Annotated in this window: 24 protein-coding genes and 6 tRNA genes; 16 read left to right on the forward strand and 14 right to left on the reverse strand. The window is 28.0% G+C overall.

The window, feature by feature from the left end:
- The 5 genes from AVBRAN_RS09780 to AVBRAN_RS09800 all read left to right on the forward strand — a co-directional run bounded on the left by AVBRAN_RS09780 (position 1) and on the right by AVBRAN_RS09800 (position 2760).
- A tRNA-Val gene (locus tag AVBRAN_RS09780) sits at positions 1 to 76 on the forward strand.
- Positions 77 to 92: 16 nt separating this feature from the next.
- Positions 93 to 169: transfer RNA gene (locus AVBRAN_RS09785), tRNA-Asp, on the forward strand.
- A 108-nt stretch (positions 170 to 277) separates the two neighbouring features.
- Positions 278 to 1666, forward strand: a complete 1389-nt coding sequence (locus tag AVBRAN_RS09790; protein WP_239803150.1) for a cation:dicarboxylase symporter family transporter — start codon at positions 278 to 280, stop codon at positions 1664 to 1666.
- Positions 1653 to 1958, forward strand: coding sequence for a thioredoxin family protein (locus tag AVBRAN_RS09795; protein WP_214116323.1), 306 nt, complete (start codon positions 1653 to 1655; stop codon positions 1956 to 1958). Before AVBRAN_RS09790 ends, AVBRAN_RS09795 begins: the two co-directional genes overlap by 14 nt.
- A 1-nt stretch (position 1959) precedes the next feature.
- A complete protein-coding gene (locus tag AVBRAN_RS09800) occupies positions 1960 to 2760 on the forward strand; it encodes a hypothetical protein (RefSeq protein WP_239803151.1) in 801 nt (266 codons plus the stop codon).
- Here the strand turns inward: AVBRAN_RS09800 and AVBRAN_RS09805 are convergent.
- The gene (locus AVBRAN_RS09805) at positions 2755 to 3351 is read right to left on the reverse strand and encodes a redoxin domain-containing protein (RefSeq protein WP_214116319.1); all 597 of its coding nucleotides are present in this window, start codon (positions 3349 to 3351) and stop codon (positions 2755 to 2757) included. The genes AVBRAN_RS09800 and AVBRAN_RS09805 overlap by 6 nt on opposite strands.
- Before the next feature lie 372 nt (positions 3352 to 3723).
- Between AVBRAN_RS09805 and AVBRAN_RS09810 the strand changes: the two genes are divergently transcribed.
- A complete protein-coding gene (locus AVBRAN_RS09810) occupies positions 3724 to 3903 on the forward strand; it encodes a hypothetical protein (RefSeq protein ID WP_239803152.1) in 180 nt (59 codons plus the stop codon).
- Positions 3896 to 4219: a type II toxin-antitoxin system YafQ family toxin gene (locus tag AVBRAN_RS09815; protein ID WP_239803153.1), complete on the forward strand. Its 324-nt coding sequence runs from the start codon at positions 3896 to 3898 to the stop codon at positions 4217 to 4219. Before AVBRAN_RS09810 ends, AVBRAN_RS09815 begins: the two co-directional genes overlap by 8 nt.
- On the opposite strand, the gene dcm is transcribed toward AVBRAN_RS09815, so the two are convergent.
- Complete coding sequence (dcm, locus tag AVBRAN_RS09820; RefSeq protein WP_239803154.1) at positions 4211 to 5146, reverse strand: DNA (cytosine-5-)-methyltransferase; 936 nt, start codon at positions 5144 to 5146, stop codon at positions 4211 to 4213. The two genes, AVBRAN_RS09815 and dcm, sit on opposite strands and share 9 nt — an antisense overlap.
- Positions 5147 to 5432: 286 nt before the next feature.
- Between dcm and AVBRAN_RS09825 the strand changes: the two genes are divergently transcribed.
- Positions 5433 to 5900 carry a hypothetical protein gene (locus AVBRAN_RS09825; RefSeq protein WP_239803155.1) on the forward strand — a complete coding sequence of 156 codons (468 nt, stop codon included), beginning with the start codon at positions 5433 to 5435 and terminating at the stop codon, positions 5898 to 5900.
- On the forward strand, positions 5893 to 6204 hold the full coding sequence (locus AVBRAN_RS09830; RefSeq protein WP_239803156.1) for a hypothetical protein: 312 nt from the start codon (positions 5893 to 5895) through the stop codon (positions 6202 to 6204). Before AVBRAN_RS09825 ends, AVBRAN_RS09830 begins: the two co-directional genes overlap by 8 nt.
- Positions 6205 to 6501: 297 nt before the next feature.
- Here AVBRAN_RS09830 and AVBRAN_RS09835 read toward each other — a convergent pair whose 3' ends face one another.
- The 6 genes from AVBRAN_RS09835 to AVBRAN_RS09860 all read right to left on the reverse strand — a co-directional run bounded on the left by AVBRAN_RS09835 (position 6502) and on the right by AVBRAN_RS09860 (position 14432).
- On the reverse strand, positions 6502 to 7320 hold the full coding sequence (locus AVBRAN_RS09835; protein ID WP_239803157.1) for a hypothetical protein: 819 nt from the start codon (positions 7318 to 7320) through the stop codon (positions 6502 to 6504).
- Between the two features lie 42 nt (positions 7321 to 7362).
- Positions 7363 to 8676, reverse strand: a complete 1314-nt coding sequence (locus tag AVBRAN_RS09840) for a hypothetical protein (RefSeq protein WP_239803158.1) — start codon at positions 8674 to 8676, stop codon at positions 7363 to 7365.
- Between the two features lie 137 nt (positions 8677 to 8813).
- Complete coding sequence (ilvD, locus tag AVBRAN_RS09845; protein WP_239803159.1) at positions 8814 to 10517, reverse strand: dihydroxy-acid dehydratase; 1704 nt, start codon at positions 10515 to 10517, stop codon at positions 8814 to 8816.
- 42 nt (positions 10518 to 10559) lie between these two features.
- The gene (locus AVBRAN_RS09850) at positions 10560 to 13223 is read right to left on the reverse strand and encodes a GGDEF domain-containing protein (protein WP_214150050.1); all 2664 of its coding nucleotides are present in this window, start codon (positions 13221 to 13223) and stop codon (positions 10560 to 10562) included.
- The gene (locus AVBRAN_RS09855; RefSeq protein ID WP_239803160.1) at positions 13220 to 14083 is read right to left on the reverse strand and encodes a cytochrome c peroxidase; all 864 of its coding nucleotides are present in this window, start codon (positions 14081 to 14083) and stop codon (positions 13220 to 13222) included. Before AVBRAN_RS09855 ends, AVBRAN_RS09850 begins: the two co-directional genes overlap by 4 nt.
- Positions 14076 to 14432: a transcriptional repressor gene (locus tag AVBRAN_RS09860; protein ID WP_214116307.1), complete on the reverse strand. Its 357-nt coding sequence runs from the start codon at positions 14430 to 14432 to the stop codon at positions 14076 to 14078. Before AVBRAN_RS09860 ends, AVBRAN_RS09855 begins: the two co-directional genes overlap by 8 nt.
- Positions 14433 to 14553: 121 nt before the next feature.
- Here AVBRAN_RS09860 and AVBRAN_RS09865 point away from each other — a divergent pair, with 121 nt between their 5' ends.
- The 4 genes from AVBRAN_RS09865 to AVBRAN_RS09880 are packed head-to-tail and all read left to right on the forward strand — an operon-like array spanning position 14554 to position 18741.
- Positions 14554 to 15987, forward strand: coding sequence for a ZinT/AdcA family metal-binding protein (locus AVBRAN_RS09865; RefSeq protein WP_239803161.1), 1434 nt, complete (start codon positions 14554 to 14556; stop codon positions 15985 to 15987).
- Positions 15950 to 17236: a hypothetical protein gene (locus tag AVBRAN_RS09870; RefSeq protein ID WP_239803162.1), complete on the forward strand. Its 1287-nt coding sequence runs from the start codon at positions 15950 to 15952 to the stop codon at positions 17234 to 17236. The genes AVBRAN_RS09865 and AVBRAN_RS09870 overlap by 38 nt, the downstream gene beginning before the upstream one ends.
- Complete coding sequence (locus AVBRAN_RS09875; protein ID WP_239803163.1) at positions 17229 to 17954, forward strand: metal ABC transporter ATP-binding protein; 726 nt, start codon at positions 17229 to 17231, stop codon at positions 17952 to 17954. The genes AVBRAN_RS09870 and AVBRAN_RS09875 overlap by 8 nt, the downstream gene beginning before the upstream one ends.
- Positions 17932 to 18741 carry an iron chelate uptake ABC transporter family permease subunit gene (locus AVBRAN_RS09880; RefSeq protein WP_336614069.1) on the forward strand — a complete coding sequence of 270 codons (810 nt, stop codon included), beginning with the start codon at positions 17932 to 17934 and terminating at the stop codon, positions 18739 to 18741. The genes AVBRAN_RS09875 and AVBRAN_RS09880 overlap by 23 nt, the downstream gene beginning before the upstream one ends.
- Before the next feature lie 31 nt (positions 18742 to 18772).
- Here the strand turns inward: AVBRAN_RS09880 and AVBRAN_RS09885 are convergent, their stop codons facing one another.
- A complete protein-coding gene (locus AVBRAN_RS09885) occupies positions 18773 to 19588 on the reverse strand; it encodes a mechanosensitive ion channel family protein (protein WP_239803165.1) in 816 nt (271 codons plus the stop codon).
- A 160-nt stretch (positions 19589 to 19748) separates the two neighbouring features.
- On the opposite strand from AVBRAN_RS09885, the gene AVBRAN_RS09890 reads away from it, so the two are divergent.
- On the forward strand, positions 19749 to 20258 hold the full coding sequence (locus tag AVBRAN_RS09890; protein WP_239803740.1) for a DJ-1 family glyoxalase III: 510 nt from the start codon (positions 19749 to 19751) through the stop codon (positions 20256 to 20258).
- A 126-nt stretch (positions 20259 to 20384) separates the two neighbouring features.
- On the opposite strand, the gene AVBRAN_RS09895 is transcribed toward AVBRAN_RS09890, so the two are convergent.
- The 5 genes from AVBRAN_RS09895 to AVBRAN_RS09915 all read right to left on the reverse strand — a co-directional run bounded on the left by AVBRAN_RS09895 (position 20385) and on the right by AVBRAN_RS09915 (position 21734).
- Positions 20385 to 20472: transfer RNA gene (locus tag AVBRAN_RS09895), tRNA-Ser, on the reverse strand.
- Positions 20473 to 20518: 46 nt separating this feature from the next.
- Positions 20519 to 20592: transfer RNA gene (locus tag AVBRAN_RS09900), tRNA-Cys, on the reverse strand.
- Positions 20593 to 20595: 3 nt separating this feature from the next.
- Positions 20596 to 20683 (reverse strand) — tRNA-Leu (locus AVBRAN_RS09905).
- A 16-nt stretch (positions 20684 to 20699) separates the two neighbouring features.
- Positions 20700 to 20774: transfer RNA gene (locus AVBRAN_RS09910), tRNA-Gly, on the reverse strand.
- 63 nt (positions 20775 to 20837) lie between these two features.
- Positions 20838 to 21734 (reverse strand): GGDEF domain-containing protein, encoded by an 897-nt coding sequence (locus AVBRAN_RS09915; RefSeq protein WP_214116278.1) that lies wholly within the window; start codon positions 21732 to 21734, stop codon positions 20838 to 20840.
- A gap of 194 nt (positions 21735 to 21928) precedes the next feature.
- Here AVBRAN_RS09915 and fliQ point away from each other — a divergent pair, with 194 nt between their 5' ends.
- Both fliQ and AVBRAN_RS09925 read left to right on the forward strand, forming a co-directional pair.
- Positions 21929 to 22195 (forward strand): flagellar biosynthesis protein FliQ, encoded by a 267-nt coding sequence (fliQ, locus tag AVBRAN_RS09920; protein WP_214116269.1) that lies wholly within the window; start codon positions 21929 to 21931, stop codon positions 22193 to 22195.
- Complete coding sequence (locus AVBRAN_RS09925) at positions 22192 to 22614, forward strand: Sua5 YciO YrdC YwlC family protein (RefSeq protein WP_239803166.1); 423 nt, start codon at positions 22192 to 22194, stop codon at positions 22612 to 22614. Before fliQ ends, AVBRAN_RS09925 begins: the two co-directional genes overlap by 4 nt.
- Position 22615 lies beyond the last annotated feature (1 nt).

Consider the following 22615-nt stretch of genomic DNA (forward strand, 5'->3'; position numbering starts at 1 on the left):
GGTCGCTTAGCTCAGTTGGTAGAGCGCCACCCTTACAAGGTGGATGTCATAAGTTCGAGTCTTATAGCGACCACCATTTCTTAAACTAGGTTGCGGCGGTAGTTCAGCTGGTTAGAATATCGGCCTGTCACGCCGGAGGTCGCGGGTTCGAGCCCCGTCCGCCGCGCCATTTCCCTTTCTTTTAAAAATTTAAACAATAGTTCTCTCTTTTAATATTTTTATTTCTTAATTTATTTAGGATAAAATCTATCTCTTAAAAAAATATTAAAGGAGAATTATGAAAGATTTTTTCATTAACTTTTTTACACTTTCAGAGCCTTTATCAATTACTTTTGTATTAGTTTATTTAATATTATGCTTTTGGCTAAATCGTTTAGCATATACTATAAGTTTTGCAAAAAGAATGACATTGGCACTATTTTTAGGCGTTATTTTGGGTGTATTAGCTCAATATTTGGCAAATTATCCTGCAAATTCTAAAGAAATTTTATGGCTTGAGCAAACTAGAATTTGGTATTCTTTCGTTGTAAGTATTTTTATTAGCTTATTAAAACTTATGATAGTTCCTATTGTGTTTTTTGGAATTTCATCATCTTTATTAAAGCTTGAAGGTGGAGTAAAAATTTCATCAATTCTTAGTAGAAGTATTTTTTGGCTTTTAATAACTACTGCAATTGCAAGTGCTATAGGTCTTAGTTTAGGTGTAATATTTAATCTAGGAAGTGATGTTGTAGTGCAAACTTCAAAAACTATAAAAGAAGCTAGAACCCTAAGCTCAATTTTATTAGGTTTAATGCCAAATAATATTATAGATTCTTTTGCAAATAATAATATTTTAGGAGTAATTTTAGTAGCATTTTTATTCACTCTTGGTGCAAGAAAAATAGGCACAAAAGAAGAAAATAAAGAAATATTTAGCACCTATAAAAACCTAGTAATTTTTATAAACAAAATTATTATGAATGTAATTACAAATATAATCCAACTAATGCCTTATGCTGTTGTCGCGATGATTGCAAATGTGCTAATAGCAAATGGAGTTGCAGCTATGAAAGAAGCTGGGTTATTTATAATACTAACTTATGCAAGTGGAATTTTAATGATTATTGTATTTTCTATCATTTTAGCATTTCACGGCTTATCTCCTATGGTGTATTATAAAAAAGCGTTTGAAGTGCTATTATTAGCTTTTACTTCAAGAAGTTCAGCGGGTGTTTTACCGATTACCATTCGCACACTTCATACTAAATTAGGCGTTAGTGAAAACAATGCAAACTTCGTAGCAGGGCTGGGTGCTACTATAGGAATGAGTGGCTGTGCTGGGTATTATGTAGGGCTTGTGGCTGCATTTATTATGCATAGTGCAGGGCTTAGCATTGATTTATCTAGCGCCGTTTTAATTATTATAATTACTCTTGTTGGGTCTTTAAGCATCGCAGGAATTCCTGGAATTTCAATTGTAGCAGCTTCTATTATGATTACAGGGCTTGGACTTGGGGATAAGTTTTATTTACTAGGTGTGATTTTTGCAATTGACCCTATTATAGATATGGTAAGAACTATGAGCAATGTAAATGGTGCTATGATTGCAGCAATTGCGACTGATAGCGAGTTAAAAACATTAAATAAAGATGAATATAAGGATTTAAACAATGAAAGAGATTAATTATCAAGAATATTTAGATATTAAAGACAATGCAACTTGTGTTATAGCTTTTGGAGCACCTTGGTGTAGGGATTGTAAGATTGCTGAGCCGTTTTTGGTAGAGCTTAGTCAAAAATATACTAATATAAATTTTTACCATGTAAATGTTGATAAAGATGAAAATATAAGAGCTGATTTGGGTATTCGCCATATTCCTACGATACTTTTTTTAAAAAATGGAGAAGAAGTGCATACAAGAGTGGTTGAGCCGCACTCAATTTCTTTAATTGAAGAAGGCGTTTTAAAGCTTTAAAATGTTTAAAAATCCATCACTTAACAATGTGTTTTCACAGAATTTTGATGGATTTTATATATATTCTAAAAATAGCGAAATTGAAATTCTTTTAAAAGAATTAGCAAATAATCTAAGCAAAAATAATCTAGTTTTATATATTTGTAATACTGATACAAAAGGCTTAAATAAAAATATTTATCACATAGATATTTTTAATGATTTAGCGATTTTGCAAGTTAAAAAATTGAAATATTTTGATTATATTTTCATTGAAAATTTATCATTTTTAAAAAATATAAATTTTCCAAAAAATACAACAATTATTGCAAACGGATTTTTAAAATCAGATTTAAGACATTTCAAGGGTAAAAAAACTAGATTTTTAAGATTTATATACACTCAAGATTTTATAAAAATATTTAATCAAAATTGTGAGTTTTTATATAATTTTAAACCCAAAAATCATAGTATTTTTAGCCCAAATGAGTTAGATTTTGATATAGATAAAGAAGTGGAATTTTATTTAAACTGCATTAAGCAAGGCTTTAGGTTTTATGATTTTAGAAAAAGTAGAAAAGATGAGATTTTTAAAGCACTTGGAAATGGCAATGTATCTTTTAATGAAATTCCGTTCGCAAATAATATTAGCAAAAAATATTTTTATATAAATAATCACAAAATTAACAAAGACTTTATACCAAATAATATAAATAATATAAAAGTAAATTTTATAAGTAAGAAAACAGAAGTGAAAAAATCAATATTTAAAAAATTATTTAATTTTAAGTGGGCTAGGAAAATCCTAGCCTTTAAATTATAGTTTTTCGCTATTGTTAGCTAGGTAATCAGCAACACCTTTTGGATCAGCTTTCATACCTTTTTCGCCTTTATGCCAGCCAGCTGGACATACTTCACCATGCTCATTTGTAAATAGCATTGTATCTACCATTCTAATCATTTCATCAATATTTCTTCCTAATGGTAGGTCATTAATTACTGCGTGGCGAACTGTTCCATCAGCGTCTAATAAGAATGAACCTCTTAAAGCTACTGCTTCATCAAATAATACATCAAAACCACGAGCGATTTCTTTTGTAAGGTCTGCTACTAATGGAAATTGAACATTGCCAATACCGCCTTGATTTACTGGAGTATTTTTCCAAGCAAAATGGCAGAATTCATTATCGCCACTAATTCCGATTACATTAATTCCTCTATCTTGGAAATCTTTAAATCTTTTATCAAATGCGATAATTTCACTTGGACATACGAATGTAAAATCTTTTGGATAAAAGAATACTACTGTTCCTTTTTTACCCATATTTTTGTATAGATTAAAATTGTTATCTATTGTATTGTTTCCTAATACAGCTGGAGCTGTAAAATCTGGTGCTTTTTTTGTAACTAACATAATTTGTCTCCTTATTAATAATTTTTATTTGTTAAAAAATTATAAATGTTAAAAGTTAATAGAGATGTTAATCATACAAAAATTATCCTAAAATAATTTAAATCAAGATTTTAAGTAATTTTATAAAAATTATAAATTAGTATTAGTTTTAAAATTATTTAATTTAAATAACTATTTAAAATATTTTTAATAAAAATTAATTTATAATATAATTTGCTTTTTCATCTATTAAACTTTTAAACTCTTTATCTTCATTATATAATTTTTGAAATTCTTCATAAGTCATCAAAACTCCTTTTAATTAAATTAAAAAGAGTTTAGCGTTTTGTAAAATCTCATTTTAGTGCTATAATTTTTACAAAAGGAGTTATTATGGCAACGATAATCATAGAAAACACCAATATTTCAAATGAAGTTTATAGTGCGTTAGAAACCTTTATCAAAAACCTTGATAAAAGTGCTAATATCAAAAGAATTAATCTATTAGATGAAGCAATAAGCGGAGAATTTTATAAAGCTAGTGATATTTTAAAAGAGCTAGAGAATGAATAAAAATCAATTAATATATTTTTACAAAACACTAACTGCTAATTTTGATGATTTGGTCGTTTTTTCATCGGTTTTTAAAAAACAACTTAAAAAACTAGAGCTTAAAAACGATGAGCTAGAAGTGTTATTAGAAGTTATAAGCACTTTAGCAAATCATAAAAGCCTAGATGAAAAATACAAAAATCATAAACTTAGTGGCAAATATTCTAAATATTATGAATGTCATATAAAGCCTGATATTTTACTCGTTTATAACTACGAAAACGGCAAATTGATTTTATATCTTTATGCGATAGGTTCGCACTCTGAATTATTCTAAAGCTTCTTTGATACTTAATGCGATTTCTTTTATGAGTGGCACTACGACACTATTACCGGCCGCTATATAAAGTTGTGTTTTAGATATATTTTGTGGATAAATAAAATCATCAGGATAGCCTTGCAGCTTAAAACACTCGTTAGGAGTTAATGCTCTAATCTTATCATCACTTGTCTTTATAAAAGGTGTTCTACCACCACCTTTACCCATACTTGCAAGTAAGCAAGGGCATACATTATCTTTATTTGTTCTAGCTTGTTTGAATGCAATAGTATATATTTTATATTTTTCTATATCTTTTACCAATTCATATCTAGTAAAACTCTCTTTTATATAGTATTTCTCATCTACTAAAGCATTAAAATCTACAAACTCATTTATACTTTTAGTTAAAGGCACTTTTCCTAAAGGCTTGTATCTTTCATAAGCTCTTTTATCTTGAAATCCGATTATAAATATTCTTTCTCTATTTTGTGGGATATTTGCATATTCCTTTGCATTATAAATATTTATATGTAAGTAATATCCTAGCTCTTCTAAAGTATTTTTAATAATATTTAGCGTTTTACCCTTATCGTGATTTACAAGTCCTTTTACATTTTCAAGCATAAATGCTTTTGGGTTTTTAAGTTTTATCATTCTTGCAAGTTCAAAAAAGCAATTACCATTTATTTTATCACTAAATCCAAGCTTAAGACCAGCAAGGCTAAAGCTTTGACAAGGAAAACCACCCACTATTACATCACAATTAGGCACATTATCTACATCTTTTATATCTTTAATATCTACTTTGTGTTTGAAGTTTGCTTCGTATATTTTAGCTGCTAGTAGATTTATCTCGTTTGCATAAATTATATTAAATCCAGCTTGGCTAAATCCAAGTTCAATCCCACCACTACCTGCAAAAAATCCTGCAACTTTTAGCATTCGTCTATCCTTTTTATTTTCAAGATAGCGTAAAGCAAAAAGTCGTTTTAGTGCCGTAATTTTTAAGCTTTTTTTGATTTTTAAACTTTCGCAAGTTGCTTGCAAAAGTTTAACAAAAAATCAAAATCAAATTTAGTGCCATAAAATTTTTAATCATTAATTAAAGTTTTTTTGATTTAATTACAAAAATGTAAAGTTTATTGAGGGAGTAGTGATATCGCATTAAGCGATATTTTTTAGAAGGTGTTTTGTTACCTTATAATGTAATGTGTAGTAGAATTAAATTATGAAAGTAGATATAATATTAAAATCATTAGCCCTTTCGCTTCTATTATGTAGTAGTTCTTTAGATGCTGAAAAGATACACGAAGTAACTAAGGTTAATGTTTGTAAAAGTGATGATGAATGTTTTGTTTTGTTAAATCAATACAAAGAAGCTTGTAATCGTTTGGAGCAGTGTTTTTTTGATTTGTTAAAAATAGGATATATTGAAAGCGATTTAAAAGATGATGCACAAGCTTGTATAGAGCAAATAAACAAAACTTTAAAATTATTTGCAGAAGATATTGTGGTAAATGATGAGTTTTCAAAAATAGATTTAAAAGCTAAATCTTTATTAATAGCTACAAAAAATTCATTAGAAACAAGATTAGATAAAGATTTGTTTGATTTTGTAGGCGATATTAGTTACAAAATGGCTAAAAGTAAAGATTTTGATATTATAGAATATGCAAAAGGCTTAGCTAATGCCTAATTCTATATCAGTTGGTCGTGGAAAAATAGCCTTAACAGAATTATTTAAAAAATATTTTAAAGAAAAGAATAAAAGCAATTTAGATTTTATAAAGAACGCTTTATGTAGTGGTGCTTTAGTAAGCTATGATGATATAAACAATTATTGTGGTTCTAGCGAATGTAAGCACAAAGATATCAATGAGGCTTTTGCTGTTTTATTTAATTATGACTTAATAGGTATTACAAATCTTATTAGTAAAGTTAAAAAATATCATAATTCTAGTGTAGAAGATTTAGAAACTTGCTTAGCTTATTTTAATTAAAGTGGTTATTTCCAAAACGGAAAATACCATAAAAATATTATTTAAAATGTTTTTAATAAAAATTAATTTATAATATGATTTGCTTTTTGCCTTAGGCTTGTTAGGGTGGAAAGGTGGTAATATGGGGGAAACAATTATTTTAATCGTTTTAATCATAGCTTTACTTAGAACCTTAAAAAAGTTCTAGTAAAGCAACTACTTTGAAAATACCTTAATCAAATTATAGTGAAGCACGGCTTAGCCTAAGCTTAAAGCAATTCACCTAACCCTAGCAAATTAGCCGTGTTTTGCTAGGGTTTACACATATTTAAGTAATTTTATTCCGATTACAAAATAATCAATCGTTAAACCTATGATAAATAATAAAACAGGACTTATATATACTAATGCCTTATGTTTATATTTTACACACAGAACTACGCCTACAATTAGCCCTAAAAAACTTACTAGATAGTTTAAAACAAATGCCTTTAAGGTGTAATAATTAAAGCTTTCTATATCGCCTACATTTACACTAAGTCCTAAGGCTTTGTCCGTTGCTATTATTTCATTTTTTGCATTTTTATTTAATTCATATTCGTTAAAATGAGATTTTATAAAGATATTAAATACTATTTCATCATAGCTTGAGTTCATCTTTAAAGCCTTATTATAATCCCTTGCATATTCATTTAGCCAAGAGTTTTTTATATTACTAGCATTTAATACTGCATAATAGCTTTGTAATTCCGATTTTAAATCACTTTCTAATCTACTAATTTTGTTAAATACAAAAGCGTTAAAATCTAGGGCGTTTTCTTTTTTTAGTGTTTTATCTCTTAAGTAATCTATGTAAGCATTAATTACTTTATGCTTATCATTTAACTCATAATGAGCGTAAAGATTATCATCGTTAATTAAGTATTCTGATTGTTCGTAAAGTTTTGAAAAATCATTTCCTGTATCGTCAGCATACTCGTTTATATTCTTGTATTTTTTACCATATTTTTTATAGTATTTGATTATTTTGTGTTTTTGTTCTTCACTCCAACCTACATCTAATTGATTAAATAATTCATCATCGCTAAAAGCAAATAAGCTACTACATATTAATAATAAATAAACTATATATTTCATTAAAACTCCTTTTATTTATATTAACATAAAAGGAGTTAAAACTTATATAGTTGCACCTGCATAAGGATTGTTATAACCAAGTCCTTTATTAGAATAATTAGTTTTTATACCTTGATAATTTGCTTTTTTAGGTTTGTTTTTGAAATAATATTCTACAGGCTTAAGGTCGTATTTTACCCCTTGTTTTATCATATTTTTTTGTCTATCATTAAACGCTGTTAATACACTATCTACTTGAGTAGTTAAGAAATTATCAAATATCTTAGCATTTTGCATAAGTCTTTCATCGTTTTGTCCGAATAAGCTATTATCATCAACTAAAGAAGCAAATATTTCATATTGTTGTTTTAGCTTCATACTTTTTGTCTGTGCTAATACTTTTATTTGTTTTGCTACTTCTCTTAAGTTGTCTTTAACTGTTCCATATCCTAAAATATTAAGCGTTTTATTTAATACATTTCCATCCCATCCGTGTAGGTTAGACTCTTCAATTAATCCTGCATAAGTATTCAATAGTTTCTTTTGTGCCGCTAGATTTTCTAGTTCGTTTTGTCTATTAAGTCCTTCTTCTTTACCATAAATTTGTTGCAATGCTCCTAAAGTATGTATTACTCCTACATTAGGGATATTAATATTTTCATATTGTTTTAAATTGTTTTTTAATTCATCTTTTCTTTGCTCTAATTTTGCTACATCTTCTAAACGCTCTTCATTATCTGCTAATTGTATTTTACTATCAATATCTTTTAATTCTTTTTCTAGGTTTTCTTTTGTATCGCTTACTTGTGAAACTTTGTCTAAAACTCCAAAATAATCATTCATACTATTTGCACCATTACCACCTTTAGGAATAGGGTTAAAGTTATCTTCGTTTGCACGATAGTTTTGTCCTGTATATCCTAAATGTTTTTCAAATAAACGCTGTTTATCTAAGTATTTTTGAGCGCTTGCTATTTGAGTAGGGGTATCTGTTGCTAATGGGTCATTAAAAGCAGCCATTTGCATATAGTTTAAATGCTTATAATAACCATTCTTTAAATCATCTCCTTTTAAGTTAGGATTTTTAAGTGAAAACTCATTAAAATCACTCATTACTTTTTTAGCTTCTTCTTGTTCTTTATAAACTTGGTCTTTAAAGAACATATTTTGCTTACGCTCACTTATAATTGAATAGGTATTGCTTAAGTTTACTTTGTGATTTTCCTTTTGCATTTTAAATATTTCAGGTTGTGTTTTTGTAGCGAATTGATTTTGCTTTAGAGTTTCCATATCGTTTGCAGTTTTTATTTGCTCTTGTGCGATTTTTTTATCTTTAGTTTGCTTAGCTATATCTAAATCAATAGCACCTTTTTGCACTTGATTTTCTAGGTTCTTTGTTCCTAGCTTAATAAAACAAGAGATTTTTATTAATTTATTTAAAGTAAAAAAGCAATTTCAAATTCTATAAAAATTTCACATACAAAACTAGGAATTTCCTTAAGAAATCCCTAAAATTATTTCATTTCATTCAAACCATCAAGGTCTAAAACACCGCCGCTACTAGCATTACTAACTAGCTTTTGATACATTCTAAGCCATCTTGAATTAAGCTCTTTTTTAATAGGCTTAAATTCTGCTCTTCTTCTAGCCATTTCTTCATCATCAATTAATAGATTTATAGTGCATTTAATAGTGTCAATTTCTATTAAATCTCCATCTTTAATAAGCCCTATTTCGCCACCTTCAGCAGCTTCAGGTGAGCAATGCCCTACACTAAAACCACGAGTCGCCCCACTAAATCTACCATCAGTAAGTAATGCAACCGACGCACCTAAGCCCCTACCCATAATAAGACTTGTTGGGCTTAACATTTCTTGCATTCCAGGACCACCTTTTGGACCTTCATAGCGAATTACTACACAATCTCCAGCAACCACTTTTCCACTGCTAATCCCTGCTATTGCTTCATCTTGAGAATTAAAGCAAACACATTTACCACGGAAAACCTTATCACCAACGATACCGGCTACCTTTATTACCGCACCTTCTCTTGCGATATTGCCAAATAATACGCATAATCCACCACGCTCAGAGTATGGATTTTCAAGCGTTTTAATAGCCTTTCCATTAGGATTACTATCCTTAATAAGTTCTCCTATGCTATCTCCACTAATAGTAAGTGCATCTTTGCTAAAGAATTTACTTTTTTTACTAACTTCATTCATTATTGCATATATTCCACCACTACTTCCTACATCTTGCATATGAGTTCCTGGCAGACTTGGGCTAACCTTAGCTATATGTGGTGTATCTTGAGCGATTTCGTGCATTAATTTTAAATCAATCTCATCAGCATAAGCTTCTTTTGCAATTGCTAAAGTGTGTAAAATTGTATTCGTGCTACCGCCCATTGCCATATCACAAACAAGAGCGTTTTTTAAACTCTTATTATTTAAAATATTTCTAATTTTGTATTTTTCGCTTAGCTCTTCGCTCTTTGCAATCTCACAAATTCTTCTTGCAGCACTTCTTAATAATTCTTCTCTTTCAGAAGTTAAAGCTAAAATAGTTCCATTTCCTTTAAGTGCAATACCAAGGCTTTCCATTAAAGAATTCATTGAATTTGCAGTAAACATTCCACTGCAACTTCCAGCTCCAGGACATGCAGCGCATTCAATTTCTTTTAATTTCGCTTCATCAATTTTACCAACTTCGTATTCGCCAACTGCTTCAAACGCTGTATTTAAATCAATTTGAGAACCATCTTTAAGCTTACCTGCAGCCATCGCTCCACCACTTACAAAAATAGTAGGCACATTCACTCTTAAAGCCCCCATAATCATACCTGGAGTAATTTTATCGCAGTTTGGAATAGCTATCATTGCATCTAGGCTATGTGCGTTCATAACCGTCTCAACACTACTTGCTATTAATTCGCGACTTGGCAACGAATAAAGCATTCCACTATGTCCCATAGCAATACCATCATCAACACCAATGCAGTTAAACTCAAATGGCACACAGCCGTTTTTGCGTATTTCATCTTTGATAATTTCAGCATATTTGTTTAGATAAAAATGCCCTGGAATAATCTCTATAAAACTATTACAAACCCCAATAAATGGCTTTGCAAAATCTTCATCTTTTAGCCCAACGGCTCTTAATAATGACCTACTTGGTGCTTTTGTATAACCTTTTTTAATAGTATCACTTCTCATTATTGCTCCTTTTAATAGATTTTCAAATTCCTATTTTAAATTCTAAATAAAAATATTATGTGGTTCTTCAGGTTTGCTTAGCTCATACCCTTGAGATTTTTCTATTCCGTAATCTTGAACTATTTTTAAAATTTCTTGATTTTTTACAAACTCAGCTACAACTTCATAACCTTGCTTATGAGCAAATCCTACTAGAGTTTCAAGAACGGTTCTAGCATTATTATCAATTACTAAACTTTCAATAATTGAGCCATCAATTTTTAAGTAATCAAACTTAATTTTTAATAATCTATAAAAGTTTGAATATCCACTACCAAAATCATCTATTGCTATCTTGCAACCCCTAAATGAAATTGATTTTAAGAAATTTGATAAATCATCGTATTTATCAATACTTTCGCTTTCTAATATCTCAACGCATAAAGCTTCTGGGCGAGAGCATTTTTCTAATCTATTTTCAAATACATCTCTAGTTTCTTTATTGATAATATCAGAGTTAGCTAGGTTTATACTAAAATTCGCATTAGGATATTGCTCTATCAAATCAAAAACCTTATTAATTACTACTTCTTGAATATCTTTATAAAGACCCACTTTTCTTGCTACATCTAAGAAAAGTCCCGGTGATACTATATTATTATGCTCATCTCTTAACCTTACTAACACTTCATAATAAGAAACTTCTTTTGTAATAGAATTATGCACACCTTGACAAACCACAAATATTTTATCATTTTCTAAAGCATATCTTATCTGACCTACTACTCTTTGTTGCTCTGCGTGTTGTTTTTCTATACTTAAACCTTCTTTATAAACACAATAAGGCTCTTTTGTTTTAATAGTCTCATAACTTGCTAAGATTGCTTGTGCAAGTCTATTAATAATCTCTTGATTTGACTTTCTAATATCACGCTCACTTGAAATTCCGATATTTAATTCTAAGTCTTTAAGTTCCATACCAGAATTTATTTTTAACTCAAATTTATTTTTTTTGCCCCGTGTAGAGTTCATTGTTTGGGTTTTAAAATGATTTTGTATCAAATCAGCTGCTGCCATAGCTTCTTCGTGGTTTTTATAAACTATACAAAACTCATCTAGTTGCAAATGATAAATACTAGTGCTTTTTAATACCTCATCGTTATTTTTCACATTTAAAGCATTTTTTAAAGAATTTGCAAAAACTTTTATAATCTCATCAATCATAATAGTTGAATAATTCAGCCTTAAATCATTGAAATTATCAATTTTTAAATATAAGAAAATATTATTTTTATTAGCTTTATCGTCTTTTAATTCCCTATCTTGTAAAGCTTGTAAAGATAATAAACCTGTTAAGCTATCTGTATCTAATTTCTTTTGCATATTATCAAGCTTGGTTTTATAATCTTTAATTTGTAAGATTTTTTTAGTTACATCAACTTTATTAATCAGCTCAATATTATCACCTAAATTTTTTCTAAATACAGAGAAAAATCTAGTTTCTTTTCTACTTGTAATATCATTTTCATTATAAGCTTGGATTTTGCTATGACTTTCTTGAATTAGCGTTCCATAATCAAACCCTTTAGCACTATCAGTCAAATCAATAATTCCATCTAATGAATCATAAAAATTCACCGCTTGTGCTTTTCTTATACTTTCACTTTGTTCGGTTGGTGCATGAACATTGAATGTAAAAGTATCATTTACATATTCAGCATATAAATTCTTTTTATTTTTTGTATTTATTAAAACTTGTTGAATTGGAGAATTTAAAAATGCTTTATATAAAATATTTAATGCACTTGTTAAATCTAGGCTATATTTAAAAATAATAAAAGTAGTAAATATTAATAAAACTGCAAAAATTGCACCAACTAAAACTAATTGGTCATTTGTCTTTTCTAAATGCTCAATTTTACTTAAAACTTGCAATTTTAATTGAGTTAAAATATTTTCAAAATCTGTGAAATTTTTAATTTCATTTTTTTCTTCGTGAAGTTTTTTCACTCCATCTAATAATTTTCTACTTAATATTAAATATGTTTTTTCATCATCAATAGTTGATATTTTATCTTCTAAAAGCTCTATGTATTCTTTATCTTTATCTAATTTGGTTTTTGCATAATTTTGTTTTAATTCAATTAATTGTGTTTTATAATCAATAATTTGTTTTGTATTATTTTCTATTAATGAGTCTAAAAACTCAATATATCCTTTTATTGAACTCACGCTAATTTTAGTAGCAAATATATACTCTAAAACATTTTGTTTTACATCAACCAATTTTGATTGAGAATAAAGCACATTAAAGCTTTTAAAATCACTTCCGCTAGTCCCTAATAAACTATTAAAATCTTTTATATATTGTTTTAATTTTTCTATACTACTTTTAATTTTTTCTTCTTCATTAGCATTTAATTGTTTATTGTTTTTAAGAATTTGAATTAGCTCATTAGTTTTAACATCAATCTCACTTAACTTCTTGCCACTATTTTCAAAATTTGCATAAATACTTGGTCTTTCTATATTTAGCATTAATTCTTGATTATCTAACATAATTTCGTGTATATGATTATTTATATCGTAATTAATATCTATTTGATGAAGTTTGGTAAAAAATATTCCAGTGCATACAAAAATGCCAACCATCATTGCAGCAATGAAAATCTGTAAAATCTTTTGAACAAATGTTTTTATTTCTATATTTTTATATTCTCTATTCATTTCTCTTCCAAAATCTTAGGTCTTTTTCCTTCAAGTGTTTTTAAAAATTCTATTATATCATCAACATCTTTATCTGGCATAACTATGCCTAATTGACAAGCAGACATAACTCTAACAATATCTTCTAAATTATTAAATGCTCCTTGATATGTATATGGTTGGGTAATTGTAATATTTCTTAAAGTAGGCACTTTTACTTTTTTATCTTCTAATTTACAGCCTTCTGAAAAGCTAGTATTTATATCAGCAATTATATTACTTCCAAAATTACTACCATTATGACACGACGAGCAGCCATAAAAATTAAATAATTTAAGTCCTCTTTTAGCATTATCACTTATAGCATTTTTATCTCCTTTTAAATACAAATCAAAAGGAGAATCAAGGGTAACTAATGCTTTTTCAAATTCCACTAGCACATTAACTAAATTATCATAATTAGCGGCTAATCCTATTTCATTAAACCATCTTTGATATGTTACATTTAACTTAACCCAACTATTAAATTCATCAGGCGTAATATTCATATCGTCTTTTAATGTTTGTTTAATTTGTTCTCTTAAATCAGTAATATTTGCGTCTTTAAAAAATAAATTAGAATATACAATATTTAAAATTGTTGGTGGATTTGTTAAATTATCAGAATTTATACCAGAATTATTCGTCCCACTACCAGTAAGATTTAAATTATGACAGGTATTGCAAGATACTTTATTAGGACTTAAATTTACATCAAAATATAATCTTTTACCAACGGCAGCTAATTTTTTATCATAAGGTATGCTAGTTAAAGGTTTATATATATTCTCATCTGCAAAAGCAAAAACAATAAATACAATTAAAAATATAATCTTATTCATCATTGTCCTTGCATTCCTCACAAACTCCTTTTACCAAGACAGAATTAACTTTTAAATTATTAATTGTTGGAAACTCCAAATCTTTAGTATGATGACAAATATCACACACAAAAAGTGCATTATTACCTTTATTTATTTGATAATAACCCTTGCCATCTAAATCAATTTTATTTACCAATTTAGACTTTTGAAACTGCTCCATCGTCCTATAAAATGTAGTTTTATTTGCCTTAGTTTTAAATTCATCAAAACTCATAGGCTCTTTAGCAGCTAAAAGCTCATCTAATAATAAAATTCTAAGTTCTGTAATACCGATATCGTGCTTTTTTAATAATTTTACTGAATTCATCTCGTAAATAATAGCAAAAAAAATTAAAATTTAAACCTAATTTATTTTTTGCAACTAAGTTGCATTTAAGCAACAATTTACTACACTTGCAACTTTAAAACATTTATGAAAAGGAATTGCAATGAAAAAGATATTATTAAGTTCATTAGCTAGCGTGTATTTATTAGCTAATAATGTAGGAGTTAGCATATTACCACAAGTTGAAATTGTTAAAAAACTATTACCAAATGCAAATATTACAACTCTTATGCCAGCAGGAGCTGACCCGCATACTTACGAGCCAAAACCAAAGCAAATGATGGAGCTTAGTAAGGCTAAAGTATTTTTAGGTATCGGGGTTGAAATTGAAGATATATGGCTTAAAAGACTTGCCGAAAATACCAATATAAAAATAATTCACACTGATGAAAATATTCAAAAAAATAATTATTCTCATAAAGAATTAAACGAGCACCATCACGAACATAATGATGATATATATAATGGGATTTTTGATGATAATGATGTAAAAAATAGAGATTTAAGTGATTGGATTGGTAATTGGAAATCAATTTATCCTTACGCTAAAAATGGGGATTTAGATGAATATTACAAATTAAAATCAAATGCAAAAAAAGATAAAACTGAGCAAGAATATAAAGAATATTATCTAAATGGCTATAAAACCGATGTAGAAAGCATAATCATTACAAAAGATAGTATGGAATTTATACAAAATGGTATAAGTAAAAAATCAAATTATAAATATATTGGATACAAAATACTAACCTATGAATCAGGTAAAAAAGGTGTTAGATATTTATTTGAAGCTACCAATAAAGATGCAGAATTTAAATATGTGCAATTTAGCGACCACAATATCGCTCCTACAGAAGATTTAGAACATTTTCATATATTTTTTGGCAACTCTAGTCAAGAAGAGTTGCTAAAAGAAATGGATAATTGGCCAACTTATTATCCTAAAAATATGAGCGTAAAAGATATTAAAAAAGACTTAATTCACCACATAGGCTCAAATCATAAAGAAGAGCACCATCACCACGAGCATCAACACGAGCATTCAGGCTTAGATGTGCATATTTGGACTGACCCTATTTTATTAAAACAAATTGCACAAAATTCAGCTAATGCTTTAAAAGAAGCTTTTCCTAATGAAAGCAAAACAATTGATGAAAATCTAAAAAATTATGAAAAAGAATTAGATGAATTAAACTTAAAAATATATGATTTAACGAAAAATGTGAATGTAAAAGGTTTTATAAGTGCTCATCCATCGTGGGGATATTTTGCTAAAAGATATAATCTTGTTGAATATACTTTAGAATTTGAAGGTAAAGAAATAAAACCTAGTGAATTAGCAAAAATCATAGAAATTGCAAAAGATAAAAAAGCTTGCCTTGTTTTAAAAGCACCGCAATTTAATGATAAATTGGCAAAAACCATTCACAAGGAAAGTGGATTAAAATTAGTAGAAATTAATCAACTTTCTAATGAATTATCTAAGGAGCTTTTAAACTTTGCGAAAATTATTAACGATAATTGTTCTAAGCATTAATATATACGCTTGTGCTTTATGTGCTTTATATACGCCAACTGCTCATGTTAGCTTTAAAGGAAATTCCATTTCATGGGAATTTTCTTCTAATTTTTCACAAACACTATTAGACGGCTATGATTTAAATAATGACAAGAATTTAGATGAAAAAGAATTAGTAGCCGTTCGTGCTGCTTTGCTTGATTATTTACTACCTAGAGATTTTTTGACTACTTTAAAATATTATGATTTGCCATTCGGAGAAAGCAAAAAAATCAAATTTATTGTTAAAGATATTAAAGTAAGTTTTGATAAGGAGCTTTTTTTAGAATACTTTATAGATTATGATTTTATCCCTAAAATTGATAGAGTTTTAATGTTTTCGGTAGAGGATTTAGATGGGTTTTTTAATTTTAAAATAAAAGAAAATACCTATAAAGTAGATGGTTTTAGCATTAATGAAAATATTAATCTAAATGCAGTTTATTATGAATTTCAAAAAGCAAATGTAATAGAAAAAATAGCTCAAAAAGTAGATGAAAAAGTAGAAAAACCAAAAGAATTTGAAACCAACACTTCAAAATCTTTTTATGATATTTTATTAGAAAAATTAGCAAAATTACAGAGCAAAATGCTTGAATTATTAAAAAACAATAGCATATATTTATATCCTATCGCACTAATTTATGGCTTTTTTCACGCTTTATTACCAAGTCACGGAAAAAGCATAACCGCAGCTTATTTTATGAACTCTAAGAAAAAAATATTATTTTTTAGTCTAAAAGTAGGTTTTATTCACTTAGTAAATGCCTTTATAATTGCTAGTTTTTTCTCTTTATTTAATCTTTTAAATCTTAATAAAATTTCAGGATTTTTAATAAGTTTCTTAGCACTTATTTTGCTTTATTTAAAGCTAAAAAAACCACAAATTTCACAAATTACAAAAACACCAAATAATATAAAAAGCTTTAGCGTGGCTAATGAGAATAGAATTTTAAATGTAGTAAATAAAGAAAAAGTTCTTGATAATTTCTTAGCATTTAGCATAGGTTTATTGCCTTGTCCTGGACTTATTTTAGTAATTGGCTTTATAAGTAGCTTAGGTGCTAGAGCTTTTATAGCGGCTTTATTAATCGCATTAGGTATGAGTTTGGCTATATTTTTAAGTGCATTTATAATAACAAGATTTAAATTTAGCTCAAAAATAGAGATTTTAAGCCTTGTATTTGTAATATGCGTTGGATTATTTATAGGATTTTTGGATGATTGAAGTAAAAAATGTAAGCTTTTCTTACGATACGGAAGAGATTTTAAGCAATATTAGTTTTAATGTAGAAAAAAATGAATTCGTAGGAATTATAGGAGCAAACGGCGGTGGAAAAAGCACAACTTTAAAGCTTTTATTGGGTTTGTTAAAACCAAGTAAAGGCGAAATTATTATAAACACAAATAAATTAAGTTATGTCCCGCAAGTTGCTAATATAAATCCTAGTTTTCCTATCAATGTTTTAGATGTAGTTTTGATGGGAACTTTAAAGAAAAATTCATTCTTTTTTAATTCAAAACAAGATAAATTAAATGCACTTTTAGCACTTGAAAAATTGGGCTTAAAAGATTATGCAAATAAAAGATTTGCAAGTTTAAGTGGCGGGCAAAAGCAAAGAGTTTTAATAGCTAGAGCAATACTTAGTGGCTGTGAATTATTATTACTTGATGAGCCTACTGCTAGTATTGATGCAAAAGGACAAATAGAAGTGTTTGAATTATTAAAAAGTCTTAATAATCAAGGAATTAGCATAATTTGTGTTTGCCACGATATAGCTTTAATTTCTTCGTATGCAAATAAATTAATTCATATTAGCAAGACCGCACATTTACACAAAATCACAAAAGGTCTTGATAGCAACAAATTATTACACTTAGCAACGCATAAAAATAATTTATGCGAAGTTGATATATGGGAAAATTATGGAATATCTAAATTATAATTTTATTCAAAATGCAATTTTAGCAGCAGTTTTAGTAAGCATTGCTTGTGGGATTATAGGAGCGCTTGTTCTTACAAATCGCCTTGTAGCAATGGTAGGTGGTATTTCTCACGCAGCTTATGGTGGGCTTGGGATTTCGCTTTATTTTGGAGTTAGCACTATGCTTAGCACTTTAGCTTTTGTTATTGCTTGTGCTGTTTTGATTGCATATTTATCAAGAAATTACAAAAATCAAGATGCTGTAATTGGTGTAGTATGGGCTTTTGGAATGAGTGTTGGGATATTGCTTAGCGATTTAAGTCCTAATTCAAATTCCATAGTTTTTAGCTATTTATTTGGAGCTATTTTGGCAGTTGAATTAAGTGATATTTATATTATGCTAGGTGCTGATATAGCTTTTATCATAATGGCTTTTGTATTTTATAGACAATTAATAGGAGTTAGCGTTGATAGTGAGTTTTGCAAAGCAAATGGTGTTAATGCAAATCTAATTTATTATATGCTAATAATTGCATCTGCTGTTTGTATAGTGATTAGTTTAAGAGTAGTTGGAATGGTTTTAATACTAGCTTTGCTTTGTATTCCTAGCTATATTTCTTCTATGTTTTGCACTAAGCTTTCATCTATGATGATTATTTCTGTATTATTATCGCTATTTTTTTGCTTAGGTGGATTAATTTTAAGTATTGCTTATGAATTAAGTAGCGGAGCTTGTATAATTTTACTTGCTTGTTTTTGCTTTATGATTGCTTATGTTTTAAGTTTTATTGTGAAAAAAAGAATTTGAAATAAGATAAATCTCATTTCAAATTCTAAAATTATTTTATAAATATCTTTGCAAGTGCTTCATTTACCTGCATTGAAGCTTTTTCATAATTTTCATTTTTTACCCATAGTTGAATTGCTATTTCTATATTAGCATCATTTACATTTTTAACCCCAACATAAATTGCTGGATTTTTTAAAATTAATTCATTTTGACCTAATGCTGTTTCAACTTCTTTTCTAACATTACATAAAGTTGATGGGTCAATTACTTTAGAATAATCAATTCTTCTTGTTTTTTCACGAGAATAATTATAAATATTATCGCTTATAACTTTTGAGTTTGGAACTATTATATTTGTATTATCGTATGTTCTAAGCGTAACCGAAAACAAACATATATCAGATACAAATCCTTCTCCTGCACCAAATTTTACATAATCACCTATTTTAAAAGGTCTAAACACTACAACCAAAACACCCGCAGCTATATTTGATAAAGTTTCTTTAAATGCAAAAGATATAGCAAAAGATGTAGCTGTAAATAAAGCAACGAATGAAGTCGTATCAACACCAACATTATTGAGTGCTGCTAGAATTCCAACAACTAAAATTATAATTTTTACAAGCTTAACTAAGAAATTGGTTAAAGTCTCATCTGTGCTAATTTTAATTAAAGTAACTCTTAAAATTTTTCCTACAACTTTCATTAAAAACAATGCTAAAACAATAATAAGAATTGAACCTAAAATCTTAAAACCATATTTTAAGAAAAATCCTTCAAAATCAAAACCTGCACTTTGCAAATCAATTAGTTTATTCAGAGTTTCTGTGGTTGTGGCTTTTACATCTTGAATTGTTGTATCCATCAATATCCTTTTTAAAAAATTTGAAAATGAATATTAACAATTAATTACTTAATTTTAATTAATATTATTCTCTAATCTAATTAAAAGGAGTAAAAATGAAAAATATTTTAGTGCCTATGCAAATGGAGCTGAAGATATTGAATTAATTAGTATTATTGATATTCTTCTAAGAGCGAAAAATTATGGAGCTAATATAAATGTAATTTGTGCTAGTTTAGATGATAATTTAGAAGTTACACTAGATACTGGTATGGTTTTAAAAGCTAAGGTAAAACTAAGCGAAGTTGATACTAAAAACATTGATGCAATTGCTCTAGCAGGTGGTTTTGGTGGTATGACAAACCTTAAAAATAGTGAAAAAATCAAATCAATTTTACAAGATTTAAATTCTCAAAACAAATTAATAGCAGCAATTTGTGCTTCTCCAATAGTTTTAGCAAATGCTGGGGTTTTAAGTGATGAATTTACTTGCTATCCAGGTTGTGAAGAAGGAATTAAAGGAAGAAGATTAAATGAGCCTGTAGTAGTTCGTAAAAATATAATCACAAGTGCTGGACCTATCACTTCATCTTATTTTGCACTTACAATAGTAAAAGAAATGGGATTTTTAGACCAATTTAATGGAATGCTTGATGGTTTATTAATAAATCAATTCGGAATTAAATTCTAATTAAAATATATTGAGTGTTTTTCAACACTCAATTAAAATATTTTCTTCTAACAAAGGAGCTAAAAAAGCTAGAACAAAATACTTTTTTAAAAAAATATAAAATGAAAAAGATTGTTAAAAATGAAGTGGCCGGGAGAAAGGGATTCGAACCCCTGGAGGCTTGCACCTCAACGGTTTTCAAGACCGCCGCTTTCGACCACTCAGCCATCTCCCGAAAAATTATCAAACAAGCGATAAAAGATTTTTTGCAAAAGCCTTATTGGAGGTGATACTCGGATTTGAACCGAGGATCAAGGCTTTGCAGGCCCATGCCTTACCGCTTGGCTATATCACCTTATGGTGCCCAGAGCCGGACTTGAACCGGCACGGTAAAAACTACCGAGGGATTTTAAGTCCCTTGCGTCTACCATTTCCGCCATCTGGGCAAAATATGTAAAATAATGGAGCGGGAAACGAGGTTCGAACTCGCGACCCCAACCTTGGCAAGGTTGTGCTCTACCACTGAGCTATTCCCGCACTTATGAAATAAAGACAGAATTATATATTTTTTTTCTTAAATTAAACTTAATTATAAAAAAATTATGAAACTTGTATATTTACACAATTTTTGCCGCTTTTTTTACCAAAATATAATTCTTGATCGGCAATTTTAAAATAATGCTCAAAACTATCTTTACAAGGATTTTTAATAAAAATACCACCAATTGTTATAGTTGGTTTTATGTTATATTTTTTCAATTCTTGTTTTGAAACTGAATTTTTTACTACATTCATATAGTATTCTGCTTCTTGATTGTTTTTCACATTTAATTTCACTACAAATTCTTCGCCACCCCATCTAGAAACAACGCCTTTAAGCCCTAACATTTCATACTGAATTGCTGATGCTACACTTTTTAAAACTATATCGCCTATATCATGACCATAAGTATCATTAATTCTTTTGAAATTATCTATATCACAAATTGCTATTAAAAGTGATTCATCTTTATTGAAGTTAGGAATTATCTTTTCTTCAAAGTATTTTCTATTAAAAAGACCTGTTAGAAAATCTCTATAAACCAAATAAGTTAAGTCGGATAATTTTTTATTTGAAGTAACCGTTGCAAGACCACCATAAATTAACATAAAAACAGAGCTTGAAAATGTATTGATATAGAAAAACAAATCTTGACTATTACTATATTCACCTACTAAATAATGTCTAAAATAATATAAACCATATATGCTAAAAAGCAAAAATAAACTTACTGATATTCTATAAAGCCACTTGCTAAAAAATGTAAATTGCAAGAAAAATAAGCACATCATAATAGTGCTAAATCCACTTTCAAACCCTAAATAATAAGAACCCATAATTTGGTGTAAAAATATTTCGGCAAATGCTACAAAAAACGCTGCTGTTATTTTGTCTTTTAAATAAAAGCAAATTGCTACAAAATAACTCGTTATTGAGTAAATATTAAAAATAGCCATAGGAAAAATACCATTAATTAAAAACAAAAAACAATAAACACAATGTGTAATAAATATAGAAACAAGTAGCCAAAGGTTTATGTCTATTTCTTTTAATAATTTAATAAAGTCGTTTTTAATTGTTTTTCCTTGTTTTAATTATAGTTAAGTAATTTTGCCTAAAATTGTTTAACACTTTGATGATAAGGATTAATATGGAAAGCACTTTAGTTGCACTTGGGGTATCAACTTTTAAAATAGCACTTTTATTATCACTTCCGATGCTCTTAGCTGGACTTATTGCAGGACTTTTAATAAGTATATTTCAAGCGACAACCCAAATTAACGAAATGACTTTAAGTTTTGTACCAAAAATCATTTTGGTTGTTGTAATAATAATATTCTTAATGCCTTGGATGATGAATCAAATGATAGATTTTACAACTATGATATTAAATAAAATTCCAAGTTTTGTTAAATGATTTATCTAGCACAAACCGATACTACAGCTGGATTTTTAAGTAAAGATTATAAAGAAATTAATTTAGCTAAAAAAAGAGAAATCAATAAACCTTGCATAATAACAAGCGCATATCTAACTAGCCTTAAAAACCTTGCAAGAGTTCCAAATAAATTTAAAAATCAAGTAAGAAAAGCTAAAAAAACAACCTTTATATATAAAAACCAAATATCATTTAGATTAGTAAATGATAATAAACATAGTTTATTTTTAAAGAATTTTAAATATTTATACTCAAGTAGTGCAAATTTGCACGGATATGAATTTGATATAAATTATGCAAAAAATATAGCCAATGTAATTGTGGATTTGGATTTAGCTCAAAAAAGTTCATCAAAAATGTTTAAAATAAACAATTCTAAACTAAAACAAATTAGATAAA

It is taken from the genome of Campylobacter sp. RM12651 (assembly GCF_022369475.1).
Classification (GTDB): Bacteria; Campylobacterota; Campylobacteria; order Campylobacterales; family Campylobacteraceae; genus Campylobacter_E.